Origin of the sequence: Methylobacterium sp. B4 (assembly GCF_003201865.1) — a bacterium.
Taxonomy (GTDB): Bacteria; Pseudomonadota; Alphaproteobacteria; order Rhizobiales; family Beijerinckiaceae; genus Methylobacterium.
Genome location: NZ_QJJJ01000022.1, coordinates 1 through 14,975, shown reverse-complemented (window position 1 = coordinate 14,975; position 14,975 = coordinate 1). Strand labels below are relative to the sequence as shown.

At 69.0% G+C, this 14,975-nt stretch carries 9 protein-coding genes and 1 pseudogene; 4 read left to right on the top strand and 6 right to left on the bottom strand.

All coding sequences use genetic code 11. The annotated features are described in order from the left end of the window. Nucleotides 1-39 precede the first annotated feature (39 nt). Together BY998_RS19670 and BY998_RS19665 are read left to right on the top strand one after the other, a co-directional pair. A complete protein-coding gene (locus tag BY998_RS19670) occupies nt 40-2,355 on the top strand; it encodes an FdhF/YdeP family oxidoreductase (RefSeq protein WP_110353404.1) in 2,316 nt (771 codons plus the stop codon). Next, nucleotides 2,352-2,654, top strand: coding sequence for a hypothetical protein (locus BY998_RS19665; RefSeq protein ID WP_110353403.1), 303 nt, complete (start codon nt 2,352-2,354; stop codon nt 2,652-2,654). The genes BY998_RS19670 and BY998_RS19665 overlap by 4 nt, the downstream gene beginning before the upstream one ends. On the opposite strand, the gene BY998_RS19660 is transcribed toward BY998_RS19665, so the two are convergent. The 6 genes from BY998_RS19660 to BY998_RS19635 form a co-directional block, all read right to left on the bottom strand. Then, on the bottom strand, nt 2,651-4,771 hold the full coding sequence (locus tag BY998_RS19660) for a TonB-dependent receptor (protein ID WP_110353402.1): 2,121 nt from the start codon (nt 4,769-4,771) through the stop codon (nt 2,651-2,653). The genes BY998_RS19665 and BY998_RS19660 overlap by 4 nt on opposite strands. A gap of 180 nt (nt 4,772-4,951) precedes the next feature. Continuing rightward, entirely contained in the window at nt 4,952-7,558 is a 2,607-nt protein-coding gene (locus BY998_RS19655; protein WP_110353401.1) for a DNA translocase FtsK, read from the bottom strand. A gap of 219 nt (nt 7,559-7,777) precedes the next feature. Beyond that, nucleotides 7,778-9,031: an outer membrane beta-barrel protein gene (locus BY998_RS19650; protein ID WP_110353400.1), complete on the bottom strand. Its 1,254-nt coding sequence runs from the start codon at nt 9,029-9,031 to the stop codon at nt 7,778-7,780. Between the two features lie 364 nt (nt 9,032-9,395). After that, nucleotides 9,396-10,886 (bottom strand): ammonium transporter, encoded by a 1,491-nt coding sequence (locus BY998_RS19645; protein ID WP_110353399.1) that lies wholly within the window; start codon nt 10,884-10,886, stop codon nt 9,396-9,398. Between the two features lie 128 nt (nt 10,887-11,014). Continuing rightward, the gene (locus BY998_RS19640) at nt 11,015-11,353 is read right to left on the bottom strand and encodes a P-II family nitrogen regulator (RefSeq protein ID WP_110353398.1); all 339 of its coding nucleotides are present in this window, start codon (nt 11,351-11,353) and stop codon (nt 11,015-11,017) included. A gap of 284 nt (nt 11,354-11,637) precedes the next feature. Then, a complete protein-coding gene (locus BY998_RS19635; protein WP_110353397.1) occupies nt 11,638-12,501 on the bottom strand; it encodes an acyl-CoA thioesterase II in 864 nt (287 codons plus the stop codon). 235 nt (nt 12,502-12,736) lie between these two features. On the opposite strand from BY998_RS19635, the gene BY998_RS19630 reads away from it, so the two are divergent. Continuing rightward, nucleotides 12,737-14,017 carry an FAD-dependent monooxygenase gene (locus tag BY998_RS19630; protein WP_110353396.1) on the top strand — a complete coding sequence of 427 codons (1,281 nt, stop codon included), beginning with the start codon at nt 12,737-12,739 and terminating at the stop codon, nt 14,015-14,017. Nucleotides 14,018-14,757: 740 nt separating this feature from the next. After that, a pseudogene (locus tag BY998_RS19625) lies at nt 14,758-14,975 on the top strand (oxalate/formate MFS antiporter); the annotation flags it as partial.

Here is a 14,975-nt window from a genome sequence, read left to right as displayed (position 1 = left end):
GGCGACATCCCTACATCGCGAAGAAGGCCGGGCTCTCGGATGGACCGATCGGAAGGCTTGACCAAGCGCTCCTCCGCTGCGGGCGGCTGGGGCGCGCTGAAGAGCTGCGGCAAGCACCTCCTGGGCAGCCGGGCGCCGCTCTCGGGTGCGCGGGCCCTGCTCTCGGCGAACCAGCCCGACGGCTTCGACTGCCCCGGCTGCGCCTGGGGCGATCCGGCTCACGGCTCCTCCTTCGAGTTCTGCGAGAACGGCGTGAAGGCGGTCTCCTGGGAGGCGACCGACAAGCGCACCCCGCCGCGCTTCTTTGCCAAGCACACCGTCGCCGAGTTGCGCGGCTGGACGGATTACGCCCTGGAAAGCCAGGGCCGCCTGACCCATCCGATGCGCTACGACGCCGACAGCGACAGCTACCGGGCCGTGACCTGGGAGGAGGCGTTTGCCGAGATCGGCGCGACCCTGCGCGGCCTCGACCATCCCGACCAGGCCGAGTTCTACACCTCCGGCCGCGCCTCCAACGAGGCGGCCTATCTCTACCAGCTCTTCGCCCGGGCCTACGGCACCAATAATTTCCCCGATTGCTCCAACATGTGCCACGAGGCGAGCGGCATCGCCCTCACCCAGGCCATCGGCATCGGCAAGGGCACCGTGCTGCTCGAGGATTTCGAGAAGGCGGATGCGATCTTCGTCGTCGGCCAGAACCCCGGCACCAACCATCCGCGCATGCTGGGCGACCTGCGCCGGGCCGCCGAGCGCGGCGCGCGGGTCGTGGTGCTCAACCCAGTGCGCGAGCGCGGGCTGGAGCGCTTCGCCGACCCGCAGAACAGCGTCGAGATGCTGCGCGGCGCCAGCCGCCCGATCGCCAGCCACTACTACCAGCCCAAGCCCGGCGGCGACATGGCCGCCTTCCGCGGGATCGCCAAGGCCGTCTTCGCCCGCGAGGCGGCGGCCCTTGAGGCGGGCAAGCCGTCGCTCCTCGACCAGGCCTTCATCGCCGCGCATACCAGCGCCTTCGCCGATTACCGCGCGGCGGTCGAGGCGACGGAGTGGGAGGCGATCCTCGACCAGTCCGGCCTGACCCGCGAGCAGATCGAGACCGCGGCCGAGGTCTATCTCGGTGCCGAAAAGGTCATCGCCACCTGGGCGATGGGCGTGACCCAGCACCGCCATTCCGTCGCGACCATCCGCGAGATCACCAACCTGCTGCTCCTGCGCGGCCATATCGGCCGGCCCGGCGCCGGTTTGTGCCCGGTGCGCGGCCACTCCAACGTCCAGGGCGACCGCACGGTCGGCATCAACGAGAAGCCGCCCGTCGCGCTTCTCGAAGCGCTGGATCGCGAGTTCGGGCTCGGCGCGCCGCGCAAGCACGGCCACAACGTGCTCGGTGCCATCGGCGCCATGCTCGACGGCTCGGCCAAGGCTTTCATCGGCCTAGGCGGCAACTTCGTGCGCGCCACCCCCGACACGCGGCTGGTGGAGAAGGCCCTCGCCGGCTGCGAACTCACCGTCCACATCGCGACCAAGCTCAACCACTCGCACCTCGTGCCGGGGCGGATCGCCTACCTGCTGCCCTGCCTCGGGCGCACCGAGATCGACCGCAACAGTCGGGGCAAAGTGCAGATCGTGACCGTCGAGGATTCGATGAGCATGGTCCACGGTTCGGGCGGCATCAACCGGCCCGCCTCGCCGGAACTGCGCTCGGAGATCGGCATCATCGCCGGCATGGCCGCGGCGACCGTCGGCTCGGAGCGGATCGACTGGGCGGCGCTCGCCGACGATTACGACCGCATCCGCGACCGGATCGAGCGGACGATCCCGGGCTTTGCCGGCTTCAATGCCCGGGTGCGCCGGCCGCGCGGCTTCATGCTGCGCAACCTCGCCGCCGAGCGGGTGTTCGAGACCGCGACCGGCCGGGCGGGCTTCTCCAGCGGCCCGCTCCCGGTCGCCACCGAGCACCAGCGCGCAAGCACGCAAGCGGACACCTTCGTGCTGCAGACCTTCCGCAGCCACGACCAGTACAACACCACGATCTACGGCCTCGACGACCGCTACCGCGGCGTCTACGGCGAGCGTCGGGTGGTGTTCGCGAACCCGGACGACCTCGCCGAGCTGAAGGCGCGGGCGGGCGAGCGGGTCGATCTCGTCTGCGTCCACGCCGATGACGGCGTCGAGCGGGTGGCGGAGGATTTCCGCCTCGTGCCCTTCGACATGCCGCGCGGCTCGCTCGCCGGCTACTATCCGGAACTCAACGTGCTGGTGCCGCTCTCGGCCTTCGGCGAGTTCTCGGACACCCCGACCTCGAAATCGGTGCTGGTCCAAGTGCGCGCCCGCGCGGGCTCCGTGGGGAACGCCGCGTGAGCGCGCCTGCCGCCGACGCCGAGACCTTCCTGGCCGCGACCGACACGCTCGCGGCGCTCCGGCCGGAATTGAGCCTTCTGGAGGCCGGCATCCTCGCCGGTCTGCATCTCGGGCTCGCCGAGGACAGCCGCAGCTTCGCCCGCATCTTCGGCGTCGAGCACGCCCTGGTGCTGCGGGCGGTCGAGGGCCTGTCGGCGGAAACCCTCCTGACCGTGACCGCCCGTGACGGCCGCACCCAGCGCACCCGCTACGCGGCGAGCCCGGCCGGGAGCGCCGTGCTCACTGCACTGGCAGCCTAGAACCGCGCGGTCAGGAACAGCCGCACGTTGCGGCCCGGCAGCACCACCTCGTCCTTGCGGAAGGAGGCGGCGTTGCGGATCACGTCGTCGAGCAGGTTGGTGCCGCGCAGGCCCAACGTCACCTCGCTCAGGCCGTGGACCGCCGGATCGAGCGGGCGGCTATAGGCGATCTCCGCCTTCAGGTCGTTGTAGCCGGGCGTCGATGTCTCCAGCGCGGCGGTCTGCGTCTGCGCGAAGGCGTGCAGCAGGCTCACCTGCGCGAACCAGCCATCCGCACGCAGGAAGACGCCGCCGCCGACGCGGTGAGGCGGGATGCGCGGCACGAAGCTGCCGTCGTCGAACTGCGCCCGCACGAAATCGTACTGAGCGCTGATACCGGCAAAGCCGTCGCCCACGGGCACGAGATCGAGCTGGCTGCCGATCTCGGCGCCGAAGAAGGTCGTGTTGGCCTGAGAATAGACCACCTGCCGCAGATCCCCGCCGCCGATCCCGCAGTTGCCGAAGGTGTCGCCGCAGGTGAAGCCGGTCAGGCGCTTGTAGACGAAGCCGGTGTAGCGCGTGACGTAGCCGGTCGCGTCGAGGCGGAAGGGGCCGTCGGCCCGACGCAGGCCGACTTCGACGGTGCGGGCCCGCTCCAGCTTCAGGTTCGGGTCGCCGATCTCGAAGGTGGCGGAGGCCTCGTGCGGCCCCCGCGAGAACAGCTCCGGCGAGGTCGGCGCACGCTCGACATAGGAGCCGGTGAGGCTCGCGACGAAACCGTGCGGCAGGTCCTGAAGCGCGCCGAAGCTCGCACTTTTCGGCGCGAAACGGCGCAGGCGGCGGGACTCGGCCGGTTCGTCGGCAGGACCGTTCGGCAAGAAGTCCGACGGGAACAGGGCCTGGGTGCCGGCGACGCGGTTGCCCTCGATGCGGCCCGCCGCCTGAAAGCGCAGCCCGCCGCCGAGCGCCAGTTCCTCGAACAGGTACGCGGCCTGCACCCGCGTGTCGGTCGGGCGCAGGAGGCCGCCCTCCGCCCCCGAGATCCGGAGCTTGCGCCGGTCGGCCTGGAAGCCGAACGAGCCGGTCAGGGTGCCGAGCGCCGTCGCGACGGGGACGTGATCGAGTTCGATCCGCCCCTCGACCGCGCGATTCTTGAAGACCGCCTCGATGTCCTCGACGCCGTTCGGGCCGGTCCCGAACTCGTTGTGCCGGTAGTTCGAACCGCCGGCCCAGAAGCGGATCGCCGCAATGGGTCCCTCCAGCGGCCGATACTCGCCCCGGGCCTGAAGCTTGTCCTGCGTCGGGTCGAGGCGGGTGCGCTGCGCGGCCGAACCGAGGCCGGGAATGCCGTAGACGGAATCGAAGTGGCTGAAGGACAGCCCGACGAAGCCACGATCGAACAGGTAGGACGTGCCGAAGGCGCCGCCCTGCGATTCGTTGAAGGAGTTGCGCTGGATGCCGAGCGGCGTGTTGTAATCGTCCGCCGCGCTCTTGAAGGCGTCCGCGTGGACGGCGACGTTGCCGCTGCCGGCATCGACCGTGGCGGCGAGGTTGCGGCCGTTGTCGACGGCCGAATAGCCGGTCGTCACCCGACTCGCGACGCCGCCGACGGGGATGCTCGTCGGGATGCGATTGTTCTCGACCGAGACCACGCCGCCGACGGCCTGGGAGCCGTAGCGCAGACCCGCCGGCCCGCGGATCACCTCGATCCGGTCGTTGATCAGCGGGTTGATCGGCACGGCGTGATCCTCGCCGAGATCGGACATGTCCTGCACGCCCGTACCGTTCTCGAGGATGCGGACGCGGTGGTTGTCGAGGCCGCGGATGATCGGCCGGGAGGCGGAGCCGGGGGCAAAGGTGGAGGCGGAGAGGCCGGGCTTGTCGAACAGCGCTTCGCCCAAAGAGGTCGGCTGCGCCCGGGCCAAATCGGCTCCGGAGACGACGGTCACCGTCGAGAAGCGGTCGGCCACGACCGGCAGGATGCCGGGCGGCGTGCCGTCACCGCTGCGCCGGGCCGGCTTGTCGGCGGTCACGCTGATCTCTTCGAGGGAAACCTCTTCGGCCTGGGCCGGCGAGACCGCCAGACCAAGCACGCCGATCCGCGCCCAGCGCCGAAAGCCATAGCGCCTCCTCGACATAAGACCTCCGACTCCTCTTTATAGCTCGTGCTATAATTCGGAGCTTGGCCGTTGTCGAGTCGCGATCGGGCGCCGACGGGCTGGTACAGGCCCGACGGCCGAGGCCGGTTCTCGAAACGCGAAGCGCGCCGTCCTCGGGGGAGGACGACGCGCCTGAAGGAGGTTCGCGGTTGCGGCGCCTCAGTAATCCTGGGCTTCGGGCTCGACCAGGATCTCGCGTTTCCCTGCGTGGTTGGCGGGTCCCACGAGCCCCTCGGTCTCCATGCGTTCCATGATGGAGGCGGCGCGGTTGTAGCCGATCTGCAGGCGGCGCTGGATGTAGCTCGTCGAAGCCTTCTTATCCCGCAGCACCACGGCCACCGCCTGTTCGTAGAGGTCGGCGCCCTCCCCGCCGCCGAACTGGCCGGCATCGAAGACGGGGCCGTCCTCGGACGCGGCACCGCCGGCGGCGATCTCGCCCTCCTCCGCCGTCACGGCTTCGAGGTAGGAGGGCCGGCCCTGGCGCTTGAGATGCGCGACCACGCTCTCGACCTCGGAGTCCGAGCAGAACGGCCCGTGCACGCGGGTGGTGCGTCCGCCGCCGGCCATGAACAGCATGTCGCCCTGGCCCAGCAGCTGCTCGGCGCCCATCTCGCCCAGGATCGTGCGGCTATCGATCTTGCTCGTGACCTGGAAGGAGATGCGGGTCGGGAAGTTCGCCTTGATCGTGCCGGTGATGACGTCGACCGAGGGCCGTTGCGTCGCCATGATCAGGTGGATGCCCGCCGCCCGCGCCATCTGCGCGAGGCGCTGGATCGCGCCCTCGATGTCCTTGCCCGCCACCATCATCAGGTCGGCCATCTCGTCGACCACGATCACGATGTAGGGCAGCGGGTTGAGGTCCATGACCTCGTCCTCGTAGACCGCCTCGCCGGTGGAGCGATCGAACCCGGTCTGCACCGTCCGGGTCAGGGTCTCGCCGCGGGCGCGGGCCTCTTCGAGGCGCGCGTTGAAGCCGTCGATGTTGCGCACACCGACCTTCGACATCTTCTTGTAGCGCTCCTCCATCTCGCGCACGGCCCATTTGAGGGCGATGACCGCCTTCTTCGGATCGGTGACGACGGGGGAGAGCAGGTGCGGGATGCCGTCGTAGACCGACAGCTCCAGCATCTTGGGATCGACCATGATCAGGCGGCACTCCTCCGGCTTCAGCCGGTAGAGGAGCGACAGGATCATGGTGTTGATGGCCACCGACTTGCCCGAGCCGGTGGTGCCGGCCACGAGCAGGTGCGGCATGCGGGCCAGATCGGCGATGATCGGCTCGCCGCCGATATTCTTGCCCAGGCACAAGGCGAGCTTGTGCTTGGTCTCGACGAAGTCCTCAGATGCCAGCAGCTCGCGCAGAAAAACGGTCTCGCGCTTGGCGTTCGGCAGCTCGATGCCGATGGCGTTGCGGCCGGGGACCACGGCGACGCGGGCGGAGACGGCGGACATCGAGCGGGCGATGTCGTCGGCCAGCGCGATCACGCGGGAGGACTTGGTGCCGGGCGCCGGCTCCAGCTCGTAGAGGGTGACGACGGGGCCGGGGCGCACGGCCAGGATGTCGCCGCGCACGCCGAAGTCCTGCAGCGTGGCCTCCAGCATGGTGGCGTTCTGTTCGAGCGCCTCCGCCGAGACCTCCGAACCCGGCGCCGCATCGCGCGGACGGGCGAGAAGTTCGAGGGCGGGAAGACGGTAATCGCCCGGTTCGCGCCGGGGCTCGGCCGGCCGCGGCCGCGCCGGCGCGGCCTGCGGCAGCGGGCGCGACACCCGCGAGGCCGTCTCGGCCGCCGGCCCGCCATCTTCGGCGGGAGGGGCCGCGGCGCGGATCGGGGAAGAAGGGGCAGCAACGTCCTCGCCGGGCTCCTCGTCGAACAGCGGCTCGCGCCGGGCCCCGGGGACGGCCCGCTCGCGGGCCTCGGGCGCCCAGGGCGCCTCCTCCGGATCCGTGAAGGCGCGGCGGGCGGCGAGCGCGGGCGAGGCGCCGGCATAGGCGAGATCCTCCGCCCCGTCGGCAGGCGCCTGCCAGGATTCGAGCCGGCCGCGGATCTTGGCGCGGCCGCGCATGACCGCCTGCGCGAGGGCGCCCAGCGAGAGGATGCCGAGGCTCGGCTCGTCGGCATCGTGGCGCTCGTCGTAGGCCGAGACACAGGTGGAGCGGGCGGCGGGACGCGGGGCGCCGTAGGGTGCCTCGTCCTCCTCCTCGAAGTCGGGCTTGGTGACCCGGCAGGCGGCGGTGAGGCTGAGGATGGCGATGCCCGCGAACAGGAAACCGGCGAAGCTCGCGAACGGCCCGATCAGCATCCGCGTACCGGCCAGCAGCGCGTCGCCCGCCACGCCGCCCATGCCGGTAGGCAGCGGCCAGCGGGAGGTCGGCGGAAGGGCGCCCGCGACCGCGCTCACGCAGAGCACGCCGACGAACCAGAGGACCATGCGCAGGCCGCCATGCGGCAGGTCGCGCTCGCGCATCAGGCGGATGCCCCACAGGACGGGCGGAACCGCGAGCGCGATCGAGCCGAGGCCGAGGAGCTGCATGGCGAGGTCGGCCACGACCGCGCCGGGGCGCCCGAGCACGTTGTGGGCGCGCTGGTCGGTGGCGTGATTGAGACTCGGATCGTCGATCGACCAGGTCGCCAGGGCGACCGTGAGCGCGACGGCGCCGGTGAAGAGGATCAGGCCGCCGCACTCCGTCAACCGCTTGGCCAGGAACGGCCGAAGACTGTCGACGAACGTGTCGTAGGGCGACGCGGAGCGGCGGAGGGAACGCATTCGCAAACCGGTCACGTGGCAACGGTCCGGTAAGGCTAACGCCGGGCGGTTAACGGGGGGCTAAGGAAAAGCCCTCGCTCGACCAGGCCGGATTTTGCTCAAAAAAATTCTCGCGAAGACAATGACTTGGCGCGGGCGCCGCGAAGATATGAAACGCGAAAGGCCCCGGATCTCTCCGGGGCTCTCGCAGCGTCGCGGTGTCTGGCCGGCTGGGACGTCTCAGAAGGTGAAGCCGGTCTCGACCAGGTAGCGCTCCTGCGACCGCTTGGTCCCGTCGCGGCCGAAGCCGAAGCCGGGGGTCACGTCGTAGGCCTGGACGGTCGCGAACTCGCCGCGAACGAAGTAGCGGTCCCAGGTGAAGGTCGGCGTGATGGTGAAGGAGAAGGCCGAGCTGCCCGGGCCGTAGAGGACGCTGGTCGAGCCGGAGCCCGAGAGAATCCCCGGCGTGCCCGACTGGGCGATGTATTCGAGGCGGCCGGCCAGGCCGAAATTGTCGGTGAAGGTGTAGCCGGCCAGGATCGCGCCGCCCCAGGTCTCGGCGCCCGCGATCGGGGAGAAGTAGTTATCCTTCTGCGCGACGTTGGTATACTGGAAGTACGGCGAGACGATCCACGGGCCGTTGGCGTAGGTGTAGTTCACGCTGATGATGCTGCTGTTCTGCAGCGAGTTGATCGTCGCGAACTGGAAGCGCGGGCTGCGGGTCGAGGCGTCGAAGTCGCTGAAATGCGTGCCGCCGTTGATGCCGATCGTGTTCGAGTCGTTGAGCTTGTAGGTGGCAAAGCCCGTCACCCAGTTCAGCTCGCCGGAGTAGAAGCCGTCCGTCACGGCGAGCGCCGCCGCGAACGGGCCGCTGGCGTAGTTCACCTGGACGCCCTGGTTGATGAAGTTCTCCTGGTTGAAGACCAGACCGCGGGAGATGTTGAGGTTCTGGTAGGAGAACAGCAGCTCGGAACCGATGTTGGTGAACATCCGGCCGGCCTGGATCGACCACTCGTCGTTGATCTGCCACTTGCCGAAGGCCACCGGGATCGGGCCGAACAGCGATTCGGTCTGCTCGAAGGACGAGTAGAGCGGCAGGCCGAGCGCCGGGATCGAGTAGAGGCCGGCATGGACGTAGAACTGGAGCGGACCATCGGCCTTCTGGATCCAGCCCTGAAGGTTCGAGAAGTCGACGCGGCCGAAGCGGTCCTGGTCACCGCCGGGCGACAGGATGCCGAAGGCATTGGTCTGGGTGTAGGCGAAGCCGGTGACCGCGCCGCCGACATAGATGTCGCCGATGCCGGTGACGAAGCAGGCCGGGTTCGGATTGGCCTTGATGAGGCCGCCGAAGGTCGGGGTCGAGATCGCGGCCTTGCAGTGTTCTTCGACGATCACGGGCGCCTTGGCGGCAGGCATGTCGGCCGCGAGAACCGGCATGGTGGCGACGCTGGTGAAAGCCGCGCCCGCGGCCAGAATTTTGGTCTTGATCGTCATTGTGGTTCAGCCCCGCACTTCGATACGGCCAAGGTGCCGAACTCGGGCGTTCACCGCAAAATCAAGTTTTGCGCACTTGCCTATTTTGGAGGCAATTTTGCGCTGCGACAACCTTAGCCAGGAGATTGTTGCAAGAAGAGCACGCTCTAAGTCGTGTCCCGATCAATCGTCCCGCGCGACGGACAGGATCTCTTCATCCCTCGTTAGGATCTCGGGCGCGGCAAAGCCGAACTGATCACGGAAACTACCCGATGCCGTTGCATCCGGGGGTCGTCGTCCATCCGGCCTCCGCCTGCGAAAAGGGCCCCGGCGCGATACGCCGAGGCCCCGTTTGCGCGGCCCGCCCTGGTGGGCGGCCCGGTTCTCAGTAGTTGTAGGCGCGCTCGCCGTGATCGGCGATGTCGAGACCCTCGCGCTCCTCCTCCTGCGTCACCCGCAGGCCGATCGTCAGGTCGACGAGCTTGTAGAGGATCGCCGAGCCGATGCCGGACCACAGGATGGTGAAGCCGACCGCCTTCGCCTGGGTGATGACCTGGCTGACCATGTCGTAGGAGCCGAGGACGAGCTCACCGGGCTTGGTGGTGTAGTCGGGGATGCCGGCGCCGCCGAGGTCGGGCGAGACCAGGATGCCCGTGGCGATGGCGCCGATGATGCCGCCGACGCAGTGGACGCCGAACACGTCGAGCGAGTCGTCGTAGCCGAGCGCATTCTTCACGGTCGAGCACATCACGAAGCAGGCGGCGCCCGCGACGAGACCGAGCACGATCGAGCCCATCGGGCCGGCGAAGCCCGCGGCCGGCGTCACGGCGACGAGACCGGCGATGGCGCCCGAGAGCATGCCGAGCAGCGAGGGCTTGCCCTTGGCGGCCCATTCCACGAACAGCCAGGACACGGCCGCCGCGGCGGTGGCGACGAAGGTGTTGATCATGGCGACACCGGTGGTGCCGTTGGCTTCGAGGTTGGAGCCGGCGTTGAAGCCGAACCAGCCCACCCAGAGGAGCGAGGCGCCGATCGTGGTCATGGTCAGCGAGTGCGGGGCGAGCAGGTCGCGGCCGTAGCCGATGCGCTTGCCGAGCATCAGGCAGCCGACGAGGCCGGCGATGCCCGCGTTGATGTGCACGACGGTGCCGCCGGCGAAGTCGAGGGCGCCCCACTGGAACAGCTTGCCGGCATCGGCCAGCACGGCGTCGTAGTCGGCTTTCGCGGCGGCATTCGCCTCACCGCCGGCGGCAGCGAGCTTGCGCGCGGCGTCGGCGAAGACGTCCGGGCCACCCCAGTACCAGACCATGTGGGCCATCGGGAAATAGATCAGCGTGACCCAGAGGATGGTGAACACGACGAGCGCCGAGAACTTCATCCGCTCGGCGAAGGCGCCGACGATGAGACCGGGGGTGATCATCGCGAACGTCATCTGGAAGCAGATGTAGACGTATTCGGGGATCACGACGCCGTTGGAGAAGGTGGCCGCCACCGAGTTGGCGTCGACGCCCTTGAGGAAGGCCTTGGAGAAGCCGCCGACGAAGTCGTTGAGACCGCCGCCGTTGGTGAAGGCGAGGCTGTAGCCGTAGGTAACCCAGAGCAGGCAGACAATGCAGGCGATGGCGAAGACTTGGGTCAGCACCGAGAGCATGTTCTTGGTGCGCACGAGGCCGCCGTAGAACAGCGCCAGACCCGGGAGGATCATCAGCAGGACGAGGACGGTCGAGAGCAGCATCCAGGTGGTGTCGCCCTTGTTCGGAACGGGCGCGGCGGGCGCGGCCTCGACCGTCGGCCCCTGCGCCAGGGACGGCTCGACGAGGAGGAGGCCGAGCGCGGCCCCTCCCAGGCCGAGCGCGAGAAGGTTACGTAGTTTCATGGAGAGGAAGCTCCTGATCGCAAGGCGTCGAGCGTTGTGGAGAAAGGGTTGCGGCGCGGGCGCGCCTCGCCGGATGGGATGAGGGTCCCGGTGACGGCGGCGGACGAGGCCGGCGCGGGACGAAGATCTCAGAGCGCGTCGGCGTCGGTCTCGCCGGTGCGGATGCGGACGGCCTTCTCGAGCGGCATCACGAAGATCTTGCCGTCGCCGATCTGGCCGGTGCGGGCGGCCCCTGCGATCGAGTCGATCACGCTGGTCACGAGGTCGGCCGAGACCGCCACCTCGATCTTGAGCTTGGGCAGGAAGCTCACGGCGTATTCGGCGCCGCGATAGATCTCGGTGTGGCCCTTCTGCCGGCCGTAGCCCTTGACCTCGGTCACGGTCAGTCCGTGGACGCCGATACCGGTCAGGGCGTCGCGAACCTCCTCCAACTTGAACGGCTTGATGATCGCCATCACGATTTTCATGGGCGGCGCCCCCTTTGTTCTGCCTTCCCACCGCCGGCCGCGCACCGGCCGAGACCCAGCGGTTGCGCACGATCGGAATGATCCTGCGACCGGGCGCCTTCATTCAAAGACCGTGCCAAGCGGAACCTTTTGCCCAGCCGTGCTTCTGCCCAGAACCTGAGCGAGCTTCGGCCAGTTTCCGGGCAGCGCGCGCACGAAAACTGCCCATCAAAGAGGCAATCAGGCGCTTTCGGCGTCAGAAAGCAGCTCGGCCGATGGCTTCGGGCGAGCCTGCCCGATTTCGGTCACCCGCGGCGGCGGCGGATCAGGCCTTCCTGCGCGACGGAAGCGACGAGGCGGCCCTGCTCGTCGTGGAAGGTGCCGCGGGCAAATCCGAGGGCACCGGAGGCGGTCGGGCTGTCCTGCGAGTAGAGCAGCCAGGAATCGGCCCGGAAGGGGCGGTGCAGCCAGAGGGCGTGGTCGAGGCTGGCGGACTGGATTTCGGGATCGAACACCGTGCGCCCGTGCGGGATCAGCGTCGCGTCGAGGAGCGTCATGTCCGAGGCGTAGGCGAGCACCGCCCGGTGGATCGCAGGATCGTCCGGCAGGGCCTTCGTCGTGCGCATCCAGACATGGTAGCGGGCGGGCTTCGGCCGGCGGTCGCGGTAGCGCTCGGTCTCGACGGGGCGCAGCTCGATCGGCCAAGCCTGCGTGAAATAGGCGAGCATCGGCTCGGGCACGATGGTGCCCTCCTCGCGGGCGAGGGTGCGCGCATCGGCCAGCGAATCCGGCCCCGGCACCTCGGGCCGCTCGGCGGCATGCTCGACGCCCGCCTCCGCCTCGTGGAAGGACACGGACATGGCGAAGATCGCCCGCCCCTTCTGGATCGCCTTGACCCGGCGGGTGGTGAAGCTGCCGCCGTCGCGGATGCGCTCGACCTCGTAGACGATCGGAATCGACGGATCGCCGCCGAGCAGGAAGTAGGCGTGCAGCGAGTGGGGCGGGCGGGCCACTTCCACCGTGCGGGAGGCGGCCACCAGCGCCTGTGCCACCACCTGCCCGCCGAACACCCGCGGCCAGCCGATGCGGGGGCTGACGCCCCGGAACAGATCCGTCTCCAGACGTTCCAGATCGAGGATCGCGAGGAGCGCGTCGACGGGATCGGGCATGAGGGCTTCGCTGCGGCTTTCGAGACGGATCGGCGCACGCCCCCGGGCGAGGCGGCACGCGGGGGAGATAGCAGCCCGGCCGCGCGCTGCCACGCCGGTCCCGCCTCCCCCGATCGCGCCGAGCCGATCGTACCGGCCGCGACGGGATGCGGGCGGGCGGCAAGCAGGCTATCAGAGGCCCCCGCCGTGCCGCCCGCGCGCACTCAGGCCGGGAGCGGAGGGAGAAGGAGGCGTCATGAGCGCAACGGATCATCCTCCCCGGGGCCGCCGTGCCGGGAGCCGCAGCCTGCTCGTGGCCGGCGCGGGCATCGCCAGCCTCACCCTCGCCGTCGCCCTGAAGCGGGCGCATGGGCCCGCTCTCGATGTGATCGTCTGCGATCCGGGGCTGGAGGCGGGCGCCGTGCGCCACCGCGGGCGCGCCTACGCCGTCGCGGCGGGACCGCGCCGGATGTACGAACAACTCGGCCTGTGGCCCCGGATCGCAGCGGCGGCGGAGCCGATGCGCCGCCTCGTCATCAGCGACAGCCGCGTCGGCGATCCGGTGCGCCCGGTCTTCCTCACCTTCGGCGACGGGACCGAGGCGCGCGGCGAGGGCGAGCCCTTCGCCCACATGGTCGAGGCCGAACCCCTGGTCGGCGTGCTGCTCGACGCGGCCCGCGAGGCGGGCGTGCGCCTCGTCGCGGCGGGCGTGCGCGCCGCCGTGCCGGGCCCCGGCGCAATTCGGGTCAGCCTGAGCGACGGGAGCGAAGCCAGCGTCGCCCTGGTCGCCGCCGCCGACGGGGCGCGCTCGGCCCTGCGCGAGGGCGCGGGCATCGGCTGGGTCGGCTGGTCCTACCCGCAATCGGGCATCGTCGCGACGATTCAGCACGCGCGCGACCACGAGGGCCGGGCCTTCGAGCACTTCCTACCGAGCGGTCCCTTCGCGATCCTGCCGCTGGTGGCCGGCGGCGAACTCGGCCACCGTTCCTCCATCGTCTGGACCGAGCGCAGCGCCGACGTGCGGGCCCTGCTCGGCGGGGACGCCGCCGAGACGCTGGCCGAGATCGAGCGCCGGTTCGGGGCTGAACTCGGGCGGATCGCGCTGGAGCACGGCCCGAGCGCCCACCCGCTCCATCTCGGCATCGCCCGCAGCTTCCGGGCGCCGCGCCTCGCCCTCCTGGGGGATGCCGCCCACGTCATCCATCCGCTGGCGGGACAGGGGCTCAATCTCGGCCTTGCCGGCGCGGCGGCCCTTGCGGAGGCGGTGACCGGCGCCCTGCGGCTCGGGCTCGATCCCGGCGCGGACGCGGTGTTGCGCGGCTACGAGCAGGCCCGCCGGTTCGACACGGTGGCGATGGCGGCGGCAACCGACGGGCTCAACCGCCTGTTCTCCAACGACAGCCTGACCTTACGCCTGACCCGCGATTTCGGGCTGGGCCTCGTCGACCGGATGCCGGGTCTCAAGCGCTTCTTCATCGGGCAGGCCTCGGCCCTGAGGGGGCAGACCCCGCGGCTGCTGCGGGGCGAGGCTCTGTAGGAACCGATCGACCATCGGCGCAGTCCGCAAGCCTTCTCGATCGGGCGGTTCGGGTCGCAAGCTCGGGTCGCGATGAGCGACGTCACACACGCCCAGGCCGGCCTCATGCGACGGCTCCGCTGTCCGCTTCGAAGACAGAGGCGACGGCGGCAACGAAGGGAGGCGGCCTGCCGAACCGCCCCCCCGCGTGAACTACGGTACCCCGATAACCTTGACTAAGATCATGGCTTTCACGCCGGCAAGAACCAGTATGAGGGACGAAATCACCGCCACATCGATTCTAGAAAAATTGCGCGAGAGCATGTGGCTACTCTCCGATTTCATCGGACATGCTTCCCTCCGCCAAATTCGATGTCGCATAGTTTATGTATGAGAGACTGAAGAGGATGAGACCTGACAGCAACGGCATCGTGGTAGGATAAAGCATGTGTCCTCGTTATGCGCGATAGCCAAGTTTTCGAGACGAACGAGACTGACAGAAGCCCTTGTGAGCGCAATTGCACTCAGCGCAACCTCGTCATGAAGGATTAAGTCGGACACCAACGCCTCCGGGCCATCCCGGCGGCGCGTAACACAAAGACGGAGTCGACTATTTTAATCCGACATATTTATTTTATATTCGGTGGATTATTTTGAAATCACTTGCGTAAGAAATTTTACACCGTTGGTATATTGTACACCTGACATCATTATGCATGATGCCGCTCGGTCAACATCAGAAACGACTAGGGAGTAACCGGATGGCTTCCCAACCGGCCGAGCCGCAGGCGCGCCAGGACGCGCCTTTCGACGCGCCCTCCGCCAAGTGGTGGCAACTCGCCTTCGGCGTGCTGTGCATGGCCATGATCGCCAACCTTCAGTACGGCTGGACCCTGTTCGTCGACCCCATCGACCAGCAGCACCACTGGGGCCGCACCGCGATCCAGTTCGCCTTCACCATCTTCGTGGCCACCGAAAC